This is a genomic window from Erythrobacter sp. SCSIO 43205 (assembly GCF_019904235.1).
In the GTDB taxonomy this organism is placed as follows: Bacteria; Pseudomonadota; Alphaproteobacteria; order Sphingomonadales; family Sphingomonadaceae; genus Erythrobacter.
The window spans coordinates 3,087,098-3,104,266 of the sequence record NZ_CP063202.1 but is presented as its reverse complement, the minus strand read 5'-3'; the positions used below and the strand labels follow the sequence as shown (position 1 = coordinate 3,104,266).

Below are 17,169 nucleotides of genomic sequence, written 5' to 3'. Positions count from 1 at the left end.
TGTGAAAGAAGCGGCCAGAAATCAGCGGGAGAGGGTGCTGATTAGAATTCGAGCTTGAGCCCTACAGAGGCGCTGGTGCCAACATCGAAGGTGTTGATTTCGATGCGACCCGTGTCGCTTTCCTGGAACTCGAAATTGTCGCGGCTGAAGATGTTACGCACCTGAAGCGAGAGCTCCATGTCCTGACCAAAAACGCCAAGCTCGGTGCGGCCGACGAAATCGACTGTAAGACCCGGAGCCTCAACCACATCGGGAAGCGGGCCACCGCGAAGGGTCACGCGCTCGGATGCGTAGTTGAACAGGAACGAGACTTGCTGAGTTTTCTCAGTGTCTTCGATACCGATGGAGAAGTTTGCGATATGGTCAGACTGACCCACCAGCGGCGCACCGTCGTCGAACAGCAGGCTTGCAAGCTGCTCGGGAGCACCGATGATCGGGGCGATGTCAGTGGCGCCGACTTTGATCTCGGACTGGGTGTAGGTGTAGTTCGCTTGCAAAAGCAGTTGCTTTGTTTCCCAGAACGAGCCGCCCATATTGTAAAGATCGATGCCATACACCGCGTCGACCTCTACCCCGTAAAGCTGCGCGCTTGGAGCGTTGGCAAAGCCTGTGCGCACCACGCCCGATGCCGATTGCAGAGTGTTCTCAATCGGGTTGTCGATCTCTTTGAAGAAGCCGGCAAGGCTGACCTTGCTTGGCCCGCCAAGATAGTATTCGGCCCGCGCTTCGAAGTTCAAAAGCTCACTGTCGTTCAACAGCGGGTTACCGACGAATTCACGGTTGCTTTCAGGATCGAAGTACACCTGTTCGACAAGCTCACGGAATTGTGGGCGAGCGATGGTTTTCGATGCTGCAACCCGCAATTGCAGGTCAGGCGTTGCTTCCCATGTGATCGTGCCGCTTGGCAGGAAGTAATCGTTGAACAGGTTCGTCGGCGTTGCCCCTGCGATGGGATCGTTGAACACCGTCTGGTCAAGCGCAACGGTTTGGCTTGCATCCTCGTAACGAACGCCCGCTTCGACAGAGAGCGTGTCGGTTGGTGCCCAGCGAAGAAGGCCATAGCCCGCGTTAATCTCAAGTCCGGCATCAAACACCGGGAAAGGCGTCGCCTCAGTCAAGGTGATGTTGAACAGGCCAGCGGTTGCACTGGTGATCAGATCGCCCGGTTGGCGAAGGCCGAAGGCCGGAACAACGCTGTCATCAAGGATGTCGCCGGAGACAAACGGACGGAACTCGCGGCTTTCAGAGCGGCGGGTGGTGTCCGAATAGGCATAGCCCACAGTAGCAGAGAGGGTGTCAGTCAGTTCATACGACAGGTCGAGCCCGCCAAACCAAAGCTCTTCCTTCAGATCGTCGAATGCGACCGTCGAAATGCCCGCATCGGAAAGCTGGTTGAAATAGGCGACAAACAGATCGCCATACGGATCACCCGGCAGGTTGGTGCGGGTGTAGCTGAAGTTGGCGTTATAAGGAGCCTCACGGTCGGTGCGGGCATAGCCGCCGCGCACGTCGAGATCCAAACGACCAATTTCAAACTCACCCACCAATTGCGTGTCGATCAACTGGCGCTCGAACCATGCAGTTTGCTGATTGAGGAAATCAAAACCGGTCACGCCGGGGAAGACGTCGAAGCCTTCCGACAAACGCGCGGTTTTGAGCGTGTCGCGAATGTAGAGATTGGTCCAGCGAATGGTGTTTTCGCCAAAGTCGAGGCCAAAGCTCAAGAGCGCGTTGAAGAGCACGTTTTCATCGGTGATGAAAGTGCGTTGCTCCTGGAACACCTCAGTCAGATCTCCGCTGCCGCTTTGGCTCAGGACAGAGCGGTTACGCAGATTGTTCTTAAGGCCAACGGTGGCAATGATGCCCAGATAGGTGTCATCGCCAAGCGCGCTCGAAATGCCGCCAGTGAGAGAACCCGAAAAGTTGGGGCGCTGCGAGCTTACCCGCTGCAAGGTCACAAGATTGGTCGGGAAAAGCTGTGTTGCGATTGTCTCGCTCACCTCAAGCGGCACAGTGCCGATGCGCTCGCCGCTGTCGAAGAAGGCTTGAAGGTTCGACGGCACACCGCGGTTGCCGTTGTCGAAACCAAACGAGTCCCACTCGGACCCGAAATAAGTAAGCCCGTTTTCAAAAGTCGTCTCGGTGTCACCGCTTGCACCCACGCTGATGGTGAGGAAGTCCTCGGTTGGCACGGCTTTAGTGGTGAGGTTGATCACACCGCCACCAAATTCACCGGGGTAGTTTGCCGAATAGGTCTTCTGCACGAGCGAAGAGGCAACCACATTGGTCGGGAAAATGTCGAGCGGGACAACCCGGCTCAGCGGCTCAGGGCTGGGAAGTGGAAGGCCGTTCAAAAGCGCCAGAGAATAGCGATCACCAAGACCGCGAACAAAGACGCGGCCATCGCCGACCACCGAAAGACCCGTCACGCGGGTAAGAGCGCCGGCAATATCGCCTTCGCCGGTGCGCGCGATGTCTTCTTCGGTCAGGACGTTGAGCACCTGGCTGGACGAGCGTACAGGATCGCGATTGCGCCGTCCGGTGACGATAATCCCGCCGCCGGGCACCGAGATATCGACGTCGTCAAACTCTTCTTCTTCTTGCTGCTCAACTGCACCAACATCTTGTGCCAGCGGATCTGCGTCAGCGCTGCCTTGATCAGCTTCTTGTGCGTAAAGAACCGATGGGAAGGTAAGCGACGAGGTGAGAAGCAGCAGCCCTGCGAGGCGCGTGCCGGTCGACATAGTGAAAGACCCCCTTGAAATTTTAGGCCTGAATTTGGGAACGAGCCGAAGTCGGGCTCAGCAGATAATATGAAGGGGGCGCTGCGTCAGACGCTGCGCCCCCTCCGATTAATATGAGGCGCGGCTTAGTAAACCGGGATCGAAGTACAAGCGCCGGTCGCGCTGCCGAAGTCCTGGATGCTGGAGTTACACGTCCAGTCGCCAAAGTCGGCTGAAAGGTCGCTTTCAACTGCGCCGACGAAAGTCGAGCTGCTGAAGAATGAAGAGCGAGCAGTCGCGTCAAAAGCGGTCACACCGTTCTCATTTGCACCGTTGACCAGATTGTTGGTCAGCGAGAGCGTGAAGAGGAGGTTGTTGTTGGTGCCTGCATCAACGACGGCTTGGACTTCAGCGTCGCTGACGCCTGACGAACCGCGAACCGGACGGTTGGCACCGTCACAGACAACCGAGTCAAAGCCGATGATCGCATTGAGAGTGATCTGCTCGTCGATGCGGATGCAGACGCTGTCAGCGGTGTTGACGTCGATCACACCGTTGGTGAGGCCAAGAGCTGGACCACCGCGTGCACGAACCGCTTGGCCAGAGGCCGAAGAACGCTGAACGAAGGTGAAGTTGTTCACGTTCAATGTGCTTTGCGGGATCGCATTGCCGGGCGTGCCGTCAGCAAGATCGTCTGGCGAGTCGAATTCGATGATGCTGTCGCCAGTGGTTGCACGTTGAACCACAACCGCGGTTTCGATGTTGGCTTGAACGCCTGAGTCAGCGTCAATCGAGTCGTCCGACGCGCCGATCACGGCAAGCTTGCTCATGTTAACCGAGCCACCGAAGAACTCAACGCCATCGTCTGAGCTGTTGAAGCTCATGATGTGGTTGAAAGTTGTGCCAGAGCCGGTGCCGCCAGTGGTCAGACACTGAAGCTCGTTGCCTTGGGTAAGCTCAAAGCCGCAATAGCGCATTTGCACATATTCAAGCGTGCCAGAGCTGTCCGCATCATCGCCGCCGCCAAAGAAGAAGGTCTGTGCAGACCCTTCAAGACGTTGTTGGCAGGTTGGGTTTGCGTTTGGAGTGGTCGCGGTGTTGAACACGTTGTCCTGACAATCGGAGACCGGCGCACGGCCAAGCATCACGATGCCGCCCCATTGGGCCTGGCTGTTGTCGTTGTTCAGGCCAAGGATGTTGTCACGGCTGGTGAAAACGATTGGCATGGTGGCGGTGCCGCTTGCGTCAAGTGTGTTGCCGCGGTTGACGATGAGAGCAGAAGACGCCTGTGCGAAGAAGATCGCGCCAGCTTCAATCGAAAGACTTACATCGGTGCCAGTGCTGGAGAAGCCTTGGTCGCTGCCGACGGTTACAGTGTCTTGGATCTGATAAAGCAGACCGTTGATGAACGGCAGGTTGTCGTCTGCGTCGAAGGTCGCTGGCAGGGTGCAAACGCGGTATTCACCGGTTGGACCGGCGAGAGTACCACTATCGGTCAGACCGCCAGTTGAGTTGATGGTTGGGCACCCGGCAGCTGGCGTAACGAGCGACGAGGTCGGTGTCGGCGACGGCGCTGGTGTAGGAGCCGGGTTGTTAATGGTCACATTGACCGGCTGGTTGGTGCCAGGCGAGACGATTTCGTCTGCGCCACAACCGGCGAGAGCAACAATGCTCGCCCCGAGAATGAGTGTACGTTGAATGTTCTTCACAGCGTGAGGTCCCCTAAAAACCGAGAATCGATAGGTCGCGATGTCCTTCGCGTGGACCCCAGCTAGGGGGCGCGTATGACAAAATTTCTGCGCGAAGCGGGGTTTTTGCTACAATTTTGTCATATGACATTTCAGTGACGCTTAGTGCTCTGAATTTTTACGTCAGCGCAATAAAATTGTAACAAAAGTTCTGATCTAAAGTATTGAAAGTTAGAGATAATCCGTCAAAATAGGACGGTTTTATGACAATGTTACAGTTATGTTGCACTATTAAAAAATATCTTTCATCATGGTTTCAACAGATGAGAGGAGATGGGACATGACCCTGTCCAACATGACAAAAAGCACTTTTGCAGCATTGATGGGCCTCGGCCTTGCAGTGGTCGCCCCCGCAAATGCGCAGACCACTGAGCCAAGCGATGAGGGTCTTGCCTCAGCAAGTCTTGCAGATGGTCAGGCGTTGAAAGCCATAAGGTTGCTTGAAGCTGAGCTAAAGGCGCATCCTGACGATCCGGCATTGCACATCAATCTCGGCATTGCACTGGCGCAGGCGGGCAATGAGGAAAAAGCACGCGGTCACTTCGAAACGGCGCTCGCCTCTCGTGAGGTGCTTGAGCTTGATACAGCGGACGGGCGCACCACCGATTCGCGTCGCCTTGCTCGTCAGGCGATCGCCATGCTTGAGCGCGGCGATTTTCGTCCCGTTACCTCTCAGCCAGGCAAATTGACCCTGCGCGACTAACCGGGTGCTCCGGGTCGAGAGGCCGCGCGCAAAAATGTGAGCGGCTCCAGATAGAAAAGCGTCAGAATGGCGAAGGTTGAGCTCGGCTCATCTGTTGCTGGCCTGGCGCTTTTTACATTTCTGCGCTGCGCCAGCGATGGTATCAGAAAGCGCGGGCTGTCATGCGCATGTCATTTACGCTAGACATTGGGCGAGTCTTGGAAAGGGCCGCGCAATGATTCTCGCAGGCGGGAGACGACATATTCGTGTTGCTGTCACAGCATTGGCTGCAAGCGCTTGGCTTGCGACGCCTGCCTATGCCGACGTGCTTGAGGTGACGCCGCAAGGTTCGCAATGGGTTGCAGGCGGTCCGGCGCAGATACACCAACCGGTAATGACTTCCGGCCCGCTTGAGGATGTGAGCGGGCTGGTTATTTCTGAAGACATCGTTGCCATTCCGCAAGTTCATGCAGCCGGGATCCCCGCGCAATACGCCGCAAAGATCAACGATCTGTCACAACGATATGGGCTAAGCCCGGCACTGCTCGAAGCGCTCGTTTGGCAGGAAAGCCGCTGGCGTGAGCGTGCGGTATCACCTGCCGGTGCGCGTGGTCTTGCGCAATTGATGCCGGGGACTGCTCGGTATCTGGGCGTTAATCCCGATGATCCCATGCAGAACCTTGAGGGCGGGGCGCGCTATTTGCGTGAGCAGCTCGACCGGTTCGATGGCGATCTGGAAAAGGCGCTTGCCGCATATAATGCAGGGCCTGGCCGGGTGCAGCGGGCTGGCGGCATTCCCAATATTCGCGAGACGCGAAACTACGTGACCAGTATCCTTGGTCGTCTCGCGAACCATTCACGCCCAAAAGCGCAGCATTTGGCGGCCGGCCATCGCTGATAGGCGCATTTGGTGGCGCACAGTCGAATTTTTATGAGGGACTTACGTAACACAATGAAATCGCTTCTTCGTCTTAAGGCTCAGATGGCCGCATTTCTCGCGTTGATTGTAATGCCAAGCGCCGCATTTGCTCAGCAGGCGACCAATCAGGGTGGCGATCCGATCACTAGCGCGCTGCTTTGGATGCAAAGCATTTTGCTTGGTCCAATCGCGACCGCATTGGCGGTGATGGCTGTGGCAGGAGTGGGCTTTATGATGCTCACGGGCCGTATGAACTGGCGTTATGGTGGTACGGTCATCATCGGCGTTTTTATTATTTTTGGCGCGCCGCGTCTTGTGGCGACGATCGCTGGCGGGGCAGGGATTTAACAGCGAATGAGCGATCTTGTCCGCCATCCGGTGCATCGCACATTGACCCGCCCGCAAATGTTTGCAGGCGTGACGATGAATTTTTTCATCATCAACATGATGGTGACAACCATTGCCTTTCTTATTCTGGCTGATCTGATGACCAGCTTCTGGATGGTTTTGGTGTTTTTGCTTGTGCCGATTACCATGCACGTGATCGGTTATTTTGCTTCGTTACGGGAGCCGCGCATCTTTGATCTTTGGATCACCAAGGTATCAAAATGCCCGCGCATCCCAAATTTTCGGCGCTGGAACTGCAATTCCTACACGCCGTAACGAGTTGATTTGAGGCCTGACGGGAGGGCCGGATACGGATGGCAAATTGGATCGGACCTGCAAGCTGGAGCGCTAAGGAAGCGCTCGCTGGCGACCGCCTGCCTTATGAGCGGCTGGTCGATGAAAGCACCGTGCTGCTTCGCGATGGCTCGGTGATGAGCGCGATCCAGGTGCCGGGTCTTTTGTTCGAAACCGAAGATTCCGACGCCTTGAACTCCCATGCCGCGACCCGTGAGGTGGTGCTGCGTTCGACGCTTGATGCGCGCTTTGTGCTCTATCACCACGTGATCCGCAGGCGCGTAGAGGTTGAGCTCGACGCAGAGTTTCCCGATGCGCTCTCACGCCACATTGATGCGCGCTGGAAAGAGCGGTTGGCGGGCGGTTCGCTTTTCATCAATGACCAGTTCGTAACCCTGATCCGTCGTCCAGCGCGCGGCAAAACGGGACTGCCAGAGCGGATTTCCAAGTTCTTCTCTCGCACCACGGCTGAAGAACTCGAAGCTGATCCCAAGGATATTCGCAGCCTTAAAGCGGCGGTCACAGGGCTGACGGCTGCGCTTTCGCCTTATGGGGCGAGCGTTCTCGGCGAGTACTCGGCGCCTTCTGGCGGTACGAATTCTGAAATGCTGGAGCTTTTATCAGCGCTCTACAACGGCGAAATGCGTCCTGTTCGCAAACCTGCGGCTGACACCGATATCGGTCATATGCTTCCCTATCGCCGTGCAAGTTTCGGGCTCGACGCGATGGAGATCAAGGGCGCTGGCGGACCTGAGTTTGCGGCCATGCTGGGGCTCAAGGAATATCCCGAAGCAACCTCGCCCGGCCTTCTTGATCCACTGCTACGCCTGCCGTATGAGATGATCGTAACGGAGAGTTACGCACCAAATGAGCGGACTACGGCACGTGAGCGGATTGATCTTGCTCTTCGCCGCTCGCGTTCAATTGACGAAGAGGCGGCGGCTGAACGTGCGGATATGATGGCGGCGCGCGATGCGCTCGGCAACGGTGCGGTTGGCTTTGGCGACCACCACCTGACCGTTCTTGTGCGGGAACGTGCGCTTGATCGACTTGACGATGCTTGTGCTGCGGCTTCTGCGGCGCTTGCGGACACTGGCGCGATTGCGGTGCGCGAAGACACTAATCTGGAGCCGTCTTTCTGGGCACAATTCCCCGGCAATGAAGATTATGTCGTGCGCCGCGCTCTGATCTCCAGCGCAAATATGGCAAGCTTCGGCAGCTTCCACGGCTTTGCTCTGGGCCAGGCGAGCGGAAACCATTGGGGCGATGCGGTCACGCTTTTGGAGACGACCAGCGCAACGCCGTTCTTTTTCAATTTCCATAATGGCGATCTTGGCAATTTCAGCGTCATCGGCCCATCGGGTTCGGGTAAGACCGTAGTGATGAACTTCCTCGCCGCACAGGCGCAGAAGTTTAAGCCACGCACGATCCTTTTCGATAAGGACCGGGGCGCAGAGCTGTTCATTCGCGGCATCGGCGGGCGCTACGACCGGATCAATCCGGGTGAACCGACTGGTTTCAACCCTCTTGCGCTTCCCGATACGCCTGCGAACAAAGCGTTCTTGCGCGATTGGCTGGGCGTGCTGCTCAAGGCCGACGGGCCAGAGGAGCTTGCAACCATCAGCGCGGCGGTCGATGCGACCTATGCCAACGACCCATCGCTACGTCGTTTGCGGCACTTCAAGGAATTGCTGGCTGGTGCACGTCGCCCGGAACCGGGCGATCTGGCGGACCGTTTAAGCGCATGGATTGGCGGAGCCTCTGGCGACGGCGGCGAGCACGCTTGGCTGTTCGACAATGATACCGACGCGCTTGATCTCGATCAGCGCGTCCTTGGCTTTGACATGACGCAGTTGCTTGAGAATCCGCGCCTGCGCACGCCGACGATGATGTATCTCTTCCACCGCATTGATGAGCGGCTGGATGGCGAACCCACGATGATCCTCATCGATGAGGGCTGGAAAGCGCTTGATGACGAGGTGTTCGCCGCGCGCATCCGCGATTGGCTCAAGACGCTGCGTAAGCGCAATGCGCTTGTCGGCTTCGCCACGCAAAGCGCGAAGGATGCGCTCGAAAGCCGCATTTCGACAGCGCTCGTTGAGCAAACCGCGACGATGGTGTTCATGCCGAACAGCCGCGCGCGGGCCGAGGATTATTGCGACGGATTTGGCCTGACCGAGCATGAGCTTGCGCTGATCCGCACGCTTCCTGCGCACTCGCGCTGCTTCCTTGTGCGTCGACCCGATGCGTCGGTGGTTGTCCGCCTTGATTTATCGGGTGCGCCGGAAGTTCTCACCATCCTTTCAGGACGCGAGGCTGCGGTGCGCCGCCTTGATCTTTTGCGCGCCGCTGTGGGGGATGAGCCCAGTGCATGGTATCCCGCGCTAACCAACCATGCTTGGCCTGATGGTTTTGGGCCTGATGGTTCGAGCGACGTGAACGAAGACGGTACGCCGGTCTGGCAGGCAGCCGAATGACAACGGCTTGCGATCTTGCTGCGGAGGAAATGGGATCAGGCGTCGCTGGCGCTCTGACTGCCGTTGATTGCATCGCCAGCGAGGTCAGCGAACAGGCGTTCAACCGCCTGTTTGGCACCGACGGCCAACTGGGCATCGCGCTTACGGTGGTGCTGACGCTCTATATCGCGTTTTTCGGCATTTCCTTGCTGCTTGGTCGGTCGAACCTCTCGGTTCGCGCTCTTCTGCCAAAGATGGTGACGGTTGGCCTCGTTCTAACCTTCGCGACAAGCTTTGCGGCGTTTTCGACCATTTTCTATAATCTGTTTGTGACAACGCCCGACTTTCTCGCTGGCGTTCTCACCGCAAGCGACGGGTCCGCAACGGCGACATTCGCGCTTAAGCTCGATATCGTTTTCTTGGCCATTCAAGAGGCGAGCACAGGCATTCAGGACATCAGCGCATTTTCGCCGCCAGGCATGATGTGGATTGGCGCTATGCTGCTTTTGATCGGCACTGTCGGCCTGCTCGTCACCGCGCGCATTGGCTTGGCGCTGCTCTTGGCTGTGGGTCCGATTTTCGTCGTTCTGGCCCTTTTCAATGGCACGAGGGGCTTGTTCGTTGGCTGGCTTAAGGGCCTTGTGATGCTCGCGCTCGCGCCGCTCTTCGCGGTTGTAGGTGGCTCGCTCATGCTTGAGATGGCGGTGCCCATCCTCTCGGCACTTGTCGCGACACCCGGCGTGATCGACCAACAAGCTGCCATGGCATTTTTCCTCGTCGGATTCGTCCACTGTATGCTCATGCTGATGGTGCTCTACGTGGGCTCCAAGATGGTGAGCGGATGGCAGGTCTTCGGCTTTGCAACGCCCGATGTCGCGACACAGCCAAATGCTGATGCCTACCGCACACCGCCTGCGCCTGTGGTAAGCCCCACAGTCAATCGGGCCGCTCAAACCGCGCCAGTCGCGGCTAATGGAGTGCGACGGACTGCGGTAGTCGCTCCCACGGTGGTTGCGGCCAATGATGCAGGCGGTTCAAACACTACCAACACCGTTCGCGAGACAAAGGTTTTCGCAACCGGCTCTGGTAACGCTCAAAGCGGGCCTCAATCTCCCGCTGCCTCGCGCACCAGAGGCATTGGCAATCGTTTCCGCTCCGCCTCTTCGGCGGGCGCCCGTCCCAAATCGGAGACATCCAAATGATCCGCAGCCGTCCTCATCGGCTTTCTTTCATCGCTGGCGCACTAGCGTTGGCTGCGCCCGCTTTAGCGCAGGACATTCGGCCTGCTGCTGACCCGCGCCTTGTCACGCAAGTGTTCGACGAAACTCAGGTCTACACCGTCACGGGCAAGGTGAAGGTCCAAACCACGATTAAATTCGCCCCCGATGAAGTGATCCAGAACGTAGCGATGGGTGATAGCGCTGCATGGCAGGTACAGCCCAATCAGGCGCAGACGATTTTGTTCGTCAAACCTCTGGCGACGACGGCACGCACCAATATGACCGTTGTCACCAACCGTCGCACTTATTTGTTCGACCTTGTGGCAAGCCCGCGCAATGCGCCGCTTTACGTCCTTCAATTCCGCTATCCCGAACTGGAAAAAGCCGCAGCCGAAGCTGCGCTGGCGGCAGCAGAGCAGGCAAAGCGCGATGAAGCCAATGCGCTTGAGCTTCAGGCAGCGCGCGATCCTCTGGCCGTTGTCGACCCGGAAAATCTCAACTTTGAATGGGCAACGGCGGGGGACGCTGAATTGCTTCCAGCGCGGGCTTATGATGATGGCAATGCGGTGTTCCTCACATGGCCTGCTGATACACCTATTCCTGCGATCCTCACCACCAATGCGGATGGGGACGAGGGCCCATTAAACTTCACTGTGCGCGGTGAAACCGTGGTTTTGAACGACGTGCCAGCGCAAATTATCCTGCGTTCAGGAAAGCAGAGCGCGACGCTCACCAACGTTGGGCCACCGCGTCCACGCAGCGCTGATGCGGGCTCGTTTCAGCCACGCGGATCGTAACAAAGGGAGCTGAGGTAATGCGTTTGGCAATGCGACTTCCATCCAAAGCCGGAAAAGGCCCCGGCGCTGACATCGACCCGCGCGAGGAAACAAGCGCTGAGGTTATCGACCTTGCGAGCCGCAATGGTTTTTCCGCGGTGGCAGAGCGTAAGACCAAAACCGAAGGGCTGGGGCTTGCTGCTGGCGTTGCTCTTGTCTTTTTATTAGGTGCGGTAACTTTTTGGGCGATGAATGCAGCTGAGATGCCTGAGCCTGCGCCGGACGCTCCTGCAGCTGAGCCAGTGGCTGCTACGGCTCCAGCTATGGCACCAGCAGAGGTTCCAGAACCAGCGGCGACCCCTGTGGTTGCTCCTGCTCCTGCACCTGTCCTTGCCAATCCGCCTGTCGTAGCCGCTGGACCGCAGGCCAATCCTTATGCCAGCCCATCGCTCGTATTTGATGCAAGCGCTGCATCGCGTCAGGCGACTAACGCGGCCGAAGCTGGCGCGCCGCAGCCTGTCACCGGCAGCTCTATCGGTGACACGGGCGCTGGCGGGGCTGCTGCTGCTTTCGCAAGCCGGGTCGGCGGTGTGGGCGGCGCGCCTGCGCAAGCGCGTGCCATGACAAACCCTTCGACCACTGTTACCGAAGGCACGATGATCCCTGCGATCCTTGAAACCGCGATCAACACCGATGTTCCCGGTTATGTGCGCGCTGTGGTGAGTCAGGACGTTAAAAGCTTTGACGGCACCAAAGTGCTCGTCCCGCGTTCATCGCGCCTTATCGGGCAATACCAATCAGGTGTGCAGCAAGGGCAAAAGCGCGCTTATGTCATCTGGACGCGGCTGATCCGTCCGGATGGCGCATCGGTCAACATAGCCTCGCCTGCGGTCGCTTTTGACGGTACGACGGGCCTAGAGGGCAAGGTCAACAATCACTTCTTCCGCCGCTTTGGTTCAGCCATGCTTTTATCGGTTGTTGGCGGGCTTGGCACGATTGCCTCTGGCGGGACATCAGTGGTGCTCGGCGGGGCGGGGCAGAGTGCTGCGTCTATCGCGGCCCAGCAGGATGGTGCAATCAGCCCGACCATTCGCGTTGGCCAAGGCGAACCGATCCGCGTATTTACCGCACGCGATCTGGATTTCTCGACGGTCAATTGATGAGCGCAGACGTCCATCCTATCGCTGGTGACGGCGCGCAAGGTGACCAAGCCGCCACCCCAATCACAGGCGAGCGCAGCGTTTATCTCGATGCATATCTGGCACCGTTCAAACGCTGGCTTGAGCGCGACAGTGTGACCGAGATAATGGTCAATGCGCCAGGTGAGGTTTGGGTCGAGGACGCAAGCGATCCGGGCATGAAGCGGGTGGAGACACCGGAGATCGACGATCGGCTGGTTCAGCGTCTCGCCGAACAGGTGGCGCGTGTGAGCCACCAAGGGATCAACCGTGAACATCCGCTATTGGGCGCGACCTTGCCAGATGGCGCGCGCGTCCAATTCTGCGGTCCACCTGCGAGCCGCAAGCATTGGGTAATGGCGATCCGCCGCCATCGCCGATTGGACTTACCGCTTGATGCCTATGACACGGGGCCTTTGGCCGGTGAGCGCGAGGTGCAAATGCCTGACCCCAATCAGGAGCCTATCGCTTTCCTGCGTGCGGCGATCCAGCATCGACGCACTATTCTAATCTCTGGCGGAACCAGCACGGGTAAAACGACTTTCCTCAACGCAATGCTCGGAGAAATCCCCCGGCAAGAGCGCGTGGTAATGGTCGAAGATACGCCGGAGCTCAAATTCCCCGGCGAGAATTCAGTCGGCCTTGTGGCGGTAAAGGGCGAGCTTGGCGAGGCCAAGGTGACGCCCAATGAGCTGCTCCAATCGGCATTGCGCCTTCGCCCTGACCGCATTGTTCTAGGCGAGCTTCGCGGGGCGGAAAGCGTCTCTTTTCTGCGAGCCATTAACACCGGTCACCCGGGTAGTTTTTCGACCATCCACGCCAACTCACTTCGCGGCGCGTTGGAGCAATTGTCGCTTATGGTGATGCAGACCGGGATCGGCCTCACGCGTCAGGATACAATTGAATACGCGGCAAGCGTTATCGATGTGATCGTCCAATTGGGCCGTGATGCGACGGGCAAACGCGGTATCACCGCGATTGCCGATTCAAATTCGCTCCTTTGAGTTCAGCCAGACGCTAGCACAATTTTGAACATGCTCTAAATGGGAGGGTACAATGACTGGCCAGCCACCTCTCGAAGAACCACAGGTTTCCGCAGCAAGCCCGCCTTCCGTCCCTACGCAAGTCACTGCGCCCGGAGGCGATGCCTACTTTAATCGGGAGCTTTCGTGGCTCGCCTTTAACGAGCGGGTTCTGGCTGAGGCCTCCAACGAGCAATACCCGCTGCTGGAGCGGCTGCGCTTCCTCTCGATTTCGGGCAGCAATCTCGACGAGTTCATGATGATCCGCGTCGCGGGTCTTGTAGGGCAAGCTCAACGCGGGATTGACCGGCCCGCAATTGATGGGCGCACGCCCGGTCAGCAATTGACTGCCATACGCGAGAAACTTGCAGCGATTTCGGTGCTTCAACAAGACATCTGGCGCACGCTGCGCGACCAGCTGGCAGACAGTGACATTCACATCGCCGATGAACAGCGGGTAGAGGCCTCGGCCCATGAGTGGCTCGAAGCGTTCTTCCTCGAAGAGATTGTCCCGGTCATCACACCTCAGGCGCTCGACCCTGCGCACCCTTTCCCCTTTGTTCACAACGAAGGGATGGGCCTGCTTTTTACGCTCACCAGAGATGCGGATGGCGAGCAGATCATCCAAATGATCCTGATTCCCACCGCTCTTCCTCGATTTGTGCGTGTGCCAAGCGATATTGCAGAGGGAGGTGAGGCGATTTACATCTCAATCGCGTCCCTAATTCAGCGCTATGCGAAAAAGCTCTTTCCCGGCTTCACGATTGCAGGTGACGGCCTGTTCCGCGTCCTGCGCGACAGCGACATCGAGATCCAGGAAGAGGCCGAAGATCTCGTACGCACGTTCCGCAGCGCGATCCAAAGACGCCGCCGTGGCCAAGTGATCCAATTGGAGATTGAAGAGGATTTCGATCCTCAAGCTGAGCAAATCCTGCTCGATCAATTGGGCGTACACGAAGCAGCAGTGATCAAGACCGACGGCATTATCGGGATAGATGGCCTTGCAGAAATTGTTGGCGAAGACCGACCCGACCTCAAATTCGACGCTTATTCGCCGCGCTATCCCGAACGGGTGCGCGAACATGACGGGGATGTCTTTTCGGCCATTCGCGAAAAAGACATCATCGTGCACCACCCCTATGAAAGCTTTGAAGTGGTGGTCGATTTCGTGCGTCAGGCGGCCGCCGACCCGGATGTGGTTGCCATCAAGCAGACGCTTTATCGTGCAGGTGAGCAATCAGCCGTAATTAACGCGCTCATCGAGGCAGCAGAGAACGGGAAATCAGTAACGGCCGTTGTTGAGCTTAAGGCGCGGTTCGATGAGGAGCAGAACCTTAAATGGGCAGCGAAGCTTGAACGTGCCGGGGTTCAGGTGATCTACGGTTTTACCGATTGGAAAACGCACGCAAAAATTGCGATGGTGGTGCGGCGCGAGGAAAGCGGATTTCGCACTTATTGCCACTTCGGGACAGGCAATTATCACCCTGTCACCGCGAAAATTTACACCGATTTGAGCTTCTTTACCGCAGACCCGAAGCTTGCACAGGATGCGGCCAAGTTGATGAATTTCGTGACCGGATACGTCGAACCGGTCGGGCTTGGGCATATCGCGATTGCACCGCTTAACCTGCGCGAGACGATTTTCGCGCATATCGATGCCGAGATTGCCAACGCAAAGCGGGCGAAGCCTGCGGCGATCTGGATGAAATGCAACCAGATCACCGATCAAGGCATGATTGATCGCCTCTATGCCGCAAGCAGTGCCGGAGTGAAAATTGAACTGGTCGTGCGCGGCATATGCTGCCTGAAGCCCGGCGTAGAGGGATTGTCTGAAAACATCAGGGTCAAATCCATCATCGGGCGGTTTTTAGAACATAGCCGGATTTACGCTTTTGCAAACGGTAAGCCGATGCCTTCGCCAGATGCAGCCGTGTTCATCGGCTCCGCTGACCTGATGGAGCGCAATCTGGATCGCCGGGTCGAGACGCTTATTCCGATGCTCAATCGCACGGTCCACGATCAGGTGCTGCAACAGGTGTTGCTCGCCAATATGCTTGATGTCGAGCAAAGCTGGTGGCTTCACGCAGATGGAAGTTACACACGGGTCCAAGCACCACCAGAAGGTGACAGCAAGCCGTTTAACTGTCACCGTTACTTTATGACGAACCCATCCCTTTCCGGGCGCGGCGGCGCATTAGAGGCGGGCGGCGTGCCAAAGCTATCCTTGCGCAAAGGCCGTGCTGGGTGAGCAGCGCTAAGGTCAGGGGCAGGCTCGACGGGACGCTTTCAGGCAACAAGCCGGGGCGGGCAATTATCGATATTGGCTCAAACACGGTGCGCATGGTTATCTATGGCGGCTCAATGCGCGCGCCAACTGTGCTTCTCAACGAAAAGGTCACCGCCAAACTTGGCCGCGATATTGCAAGCAAAGGTGTGCTTGCAGATGAAGCGATTGCGCTTGCTTTGCGGGGTCTTAGACGGTTTGCGCTTCTGCTTGATAACCTCAAGGTCAAGGATGTGTCGACGGTTGCGACAGCAGCTGTCCGTGAGGCGAGCAATGGGCCTGAATTTATCAAGCAGCTCAAGGCAATCGGCTTCAAACCTAAGATTATCACGGGCGAGAAGGAAGGCTTCTTAAGCGCACAAGGCGTGCTTGGCGCCTTTCCCGGAGCGCGCGGAATGGTTGCGGATCTGGGCGGGGGGAGCCTGGAACTTGTAAGGCTCAGCGAGGATGGGCCCAGCAATGCGGTATCCTTGCCACTTGGCACCCTGCGCTTGGCTGAGCTTCGCGGTGAATCGCGCGGCGAGATGCGCAAGACCCTTGAAAAGATACTCAAGAAAGGCGCGCCCGATGTGGCAAAGGGAGAGCCACTTTACCTCGTGGGGGGGACTTTGCGGACAATGGCAGTGTACGCCATGCAGGAGCAGGGCCACCCTTTAAGCGATCCGCATGGCTTTGAACTTTCTGCGAAAGAGGCAAAGAAACTGCTCGGCAAGGCGCTCGCCAATGAGACAGTCGAAAGTCTTGCATCGCGCGAGCGCATTTCCTCCATGCGCGCTGAGAAGCTTCCCGACACATCGGTTCTCGCTGAGGCGATGCTGGCTCGTTTTGCTCCTTCCAAAATCGTCTTTTCTTCATGGGGGCTGAGGGAAGGCCTGTTGTATGATGGTCTTGCCGATCACAGCAAATCGCTTGATCCATTGCTTGCCGGCGTATCGGTTTTCGCAGCTCAGCGCGGCGCGCCTGCGACCCTTGCAACGCGTATAGCCAGTTGGACCGTGGACGCCGCGCCCTCGCGCAAACATGGGAGCGAACGTTTGCGAATGGCGGCAATCATGCTCTCGCTTGCCTCGATGCAGATCGAGCCCAATATCAGACTTCCGATTGCGCTCGATTGGGCTTTGCACAAACGCTGGATTGCAGTTGAGGGTAAAGACCGCGCGATGCTCGCAGCAGCGATCGCTGCCAATGGCAATGCCCTCAATCTGCCTGAAGAGGTGACAGCGCTGGCCGGAAAAGAGGCGCTTGATGAAGCGATAGTCTGGGGTTTTGCTGTACGCCTGGCGCGCAGGCTCGGTGCAAGTTCGCGACATTCGTTTCAGGAAAGCCGCCTGACGATTGAAGGGGACAGGCTCGTTCTTCGTTTAGCTGAAAGCCAGGGCGCGCTTTTCGGCTATTCAACCGAGAAGGATCTGAAACTTCTCGCCGATCAGCTTGGCCTCGAATGGGAAGCCAAAATCGTGCCCGGCGATATCCTGTAGAT

Annotated in this window: 13 protein-coding genes; 11 read left to right on the top strand and 2 right to left on the bottom strand. The window is 57.6% G+C overall.

The window, feature by feature from the left end; translation table 11 throughout:
* Window positions 1-41: 41 nt before the first annotated feature.
* On the bottom strand, window positions 42-2,744 hold the full coding sequence (locus tag INR77_RS14645; RefSeq protein ID WP_223071744.1) for a TonB-dependent receptor domain-containing protein: 2,703 nt from the start codon (window positions 2,742-2,744) through the stop codon (window positions 42-44).
* Window positions 2,745-2,869: 125 nt separating this feature from the next.
* Window positions 2,870-4,432, bottom strand: a complete 1,563-nt coding sequence (locus INR77_RS14640; RefSeq protein WP_223071743.1) for a hypothetical protein — start codon at window positions 4,430-4,432, stop codon at window positions 2,870-2,872.
* 319 nt (window positions 4,433-4,751) lie between these two features.
* On the opposite strand from INR77_RS14640, the gene INR77_RS14635 reads away from it, so the two are divergent.
* From INR77_RS14635 to INR77_RS14585, 11 genes are all read left to right on the top strand, one after another.
* Window positions 4,752-5,174: a tetratricopeptide repeat protein gene (locus tag INR77_RS14635; protein WP_223071742.1), complete on the top strand. Its 423-nt coding sequence runs from the start codon at window positions 4,752-4,754 to the stop codon at window positions 5,172-5,174.
* A 214-nt stretch (window positions 5,175-5,388) separates the two neighbouring features.
* Window positions 5,389-6,051, top strand: a complete 663-nt coding sequence (locus tag INR77_RS14630) for a lytic transglycosylase domain-containing protein (RefSeq protein WP_223071741.1) — start codon at window positions 5,389-5,391, stop codon at window positions 6,049-6,051.
* A gap of 54 nt (window positions 6,052-6,105) precedes the next feature.
* A complete protein-coding gene (locus tag INR77_RS14625; RefSeq protein ID WP_223071740.1) occupies window positions 6,106-6,420 on the top strand; it encodes a TrbC/VirB2 family protein in 315 nt (104 codons plus the stop codon).
* Between the two features lie 6 nt (window positions 6,421-6,426).
* A complete protein-coding gene (locus tag INR77_RS14620; RefSeq protein WP_223071739.1) occupies window positions 6,427-6,735 on the top strand; it encodes a type IV secretion system protein VirB3 in 309 nt (102 codons plus the stop codon).
* Between the two features lie 38 nt (window positions 6,736-6,773).
* Window positions 6,774-9,230, top strand: a complete 2,457-nt coding sequence (locus INR77_RS14615; RefSeq protein ID WP_223071738.1) for a VirB4 family type IV secretion/conjugal transfer ATPase — start codon at window positions 6,774-6,776, stop codon at window positions 9,228-9,230.
* On the top strand, window positions 9,227-10,411 hold the full coding sequence (locus INR77_RS14610; RefSeq protein WP_223071737.1) for a type IV secretion system protein: 1,185 nt from the start codon (window positions 9,227-9,229) through the stop codon (window positions 10,409-10,411). Before INR77_RS14615 ends, INR77_RS14610 begins: the two co-directional genes overlap by 4 nt.
* Window positions 10,408-11,226: a TrbG/VirB9 family P-type conjugative transfer protein gene (locus INR77_RS14605; protein WP_223071736.1), complete on the top strand. Its 819-nt coding sequence runs from the start codon at window positions 10,408-10,410 to the stop codon at window positions 11,224-11,226. Before INR77_RS14610 ends, INR77_RS14605 begins: the two co-directional genes overlap by 4 nt.
* Before the next feature lie 17 nt (window positions 11,227-11,243).
* Window positions 11,244-12,365 (top strand): TrbI/VirB10 family protein, encoded by a 1,122-nt coding sequence (locus tag INR77_RS14600; protein ID WP_223071735.1) that lies wholly within the window; start codon window positions 11,244-11,246, stop codon window positions 12,363-12,365.
* Complete coding sequence (virB11, locus tag INR77_RS14595; RefSeq protein WP_223071734.1) at window positions 12,365-13,387, top strand: P-type DNA transfer ATPase VirB11; 1,023 nt, start codon at window positions 12,365-12,367, stop codon at window positions 13,385-13,387. Before INR77_RS14600 ends, virB11 begins: the two co-directional genes overlap by 1 nt.
* A 52-nt stretch (window positions 13,388-13,439) precedes the next feature.
* Window positions 13,440-15,653, top strand: coding sequence for an RNA degradosome polyphosphate kinase (locus INR77_RS14590; RefSeq protein WP_223071733.1), 2,214 nt, complete (start codon window positions 13,440-13,442; stop codon window positions 15,651-15,653).
* On the top strand, window positions 15,650-17,167 hold the full coding sequence (locus INR77_RS14585; RefSeq protein WP_223071732.1) for a Ppx/GppA family phosphatase: 1,518 nt from the start codon (window positions 15,650-15,652) through the stop codon (window positions 17,165-17,167). Before INR77_RS14590 ends, INR77_RS14585 begins: the two co-directional genes overlap by 4 nt.
* Window positions 17,168-17,169: the final 2 nt, after the last annotated feature.

Coding starts and splice junctions, on each gene's coding strand:
- INR77_RS14645 (WP_223071744.1), bottom strand. CDS start 2,744: ATGTCGACCGGCACGCGCCTCGCAGGGCTGCTGCTTCTCACCTCGTCG.
- INR77_RS14610 (WP_223071737.1), top strand. CDS start 9,227: ATGACAACGGCTTGCGATCTTGCTGCGGAGGAAATGGGATCAGGCGTC.
- INR77_RS14620 (WP_223071739.1), top strand. CDS start 6,427: ATGAGCGATCTTGTCCGCCATCCGGTGCATCGCACATTGACCCGCCCG.
- INR77_RS14605 (WP_223071736.1), top strand. CDS start 10,408: ATGATCCGCAGCCGTCCTCATCGGCTTTCTTTCATCGCTGGCGCACTA.
- INR77_RS14600 (WP_223071735.1), top strand. CDS start 11,244: ATGCGTTTGGCAATGCGACTTCCATCCAAAGCCGGAAAAGGCCCCGGC.
- INR77_RS14615 (WP_223071738.1), top strand. CDS start 6,774: ATGGCAAATTGGATCGGACCTGCAAGCTGGAGCGCTAAGGAAGCGCTC.
- virB11 (WP_223071734.1), top strand. CDS start 12,365: ATGAGCGCAGACGTCCATCCTATCGCTGGTGACGGCGCGCAAGGTGAC.
- INR77_RS14635 (WP_223071742.1), top strand. CDS start 4,752: ATGACCCTGTCCAACATGACAAAAAGCACTTTTGCAGCATTGATGGGC.
- INR77_RS14590 (WP_223071733.1), top strand. CDS start 13,440: ATGACTGGCCAGCCACCTCTCGAAGAACCACAGGTTTCCGCAGCAAGC.
- INR77_RS14625 (WP_223071740.1), top strand. CDS start 6,106: ATGAAATCGCTTCTTCGTCTTAAGGCTCAGATGGCCGCATTTCTCGCG.
- INR77_RS14630 (WP_223071741.1), top strand. CDS start 5,389: ATGATTCTCGCAGGCGGGAGACGACATATTCGTGTTGCTGTCACAGCA.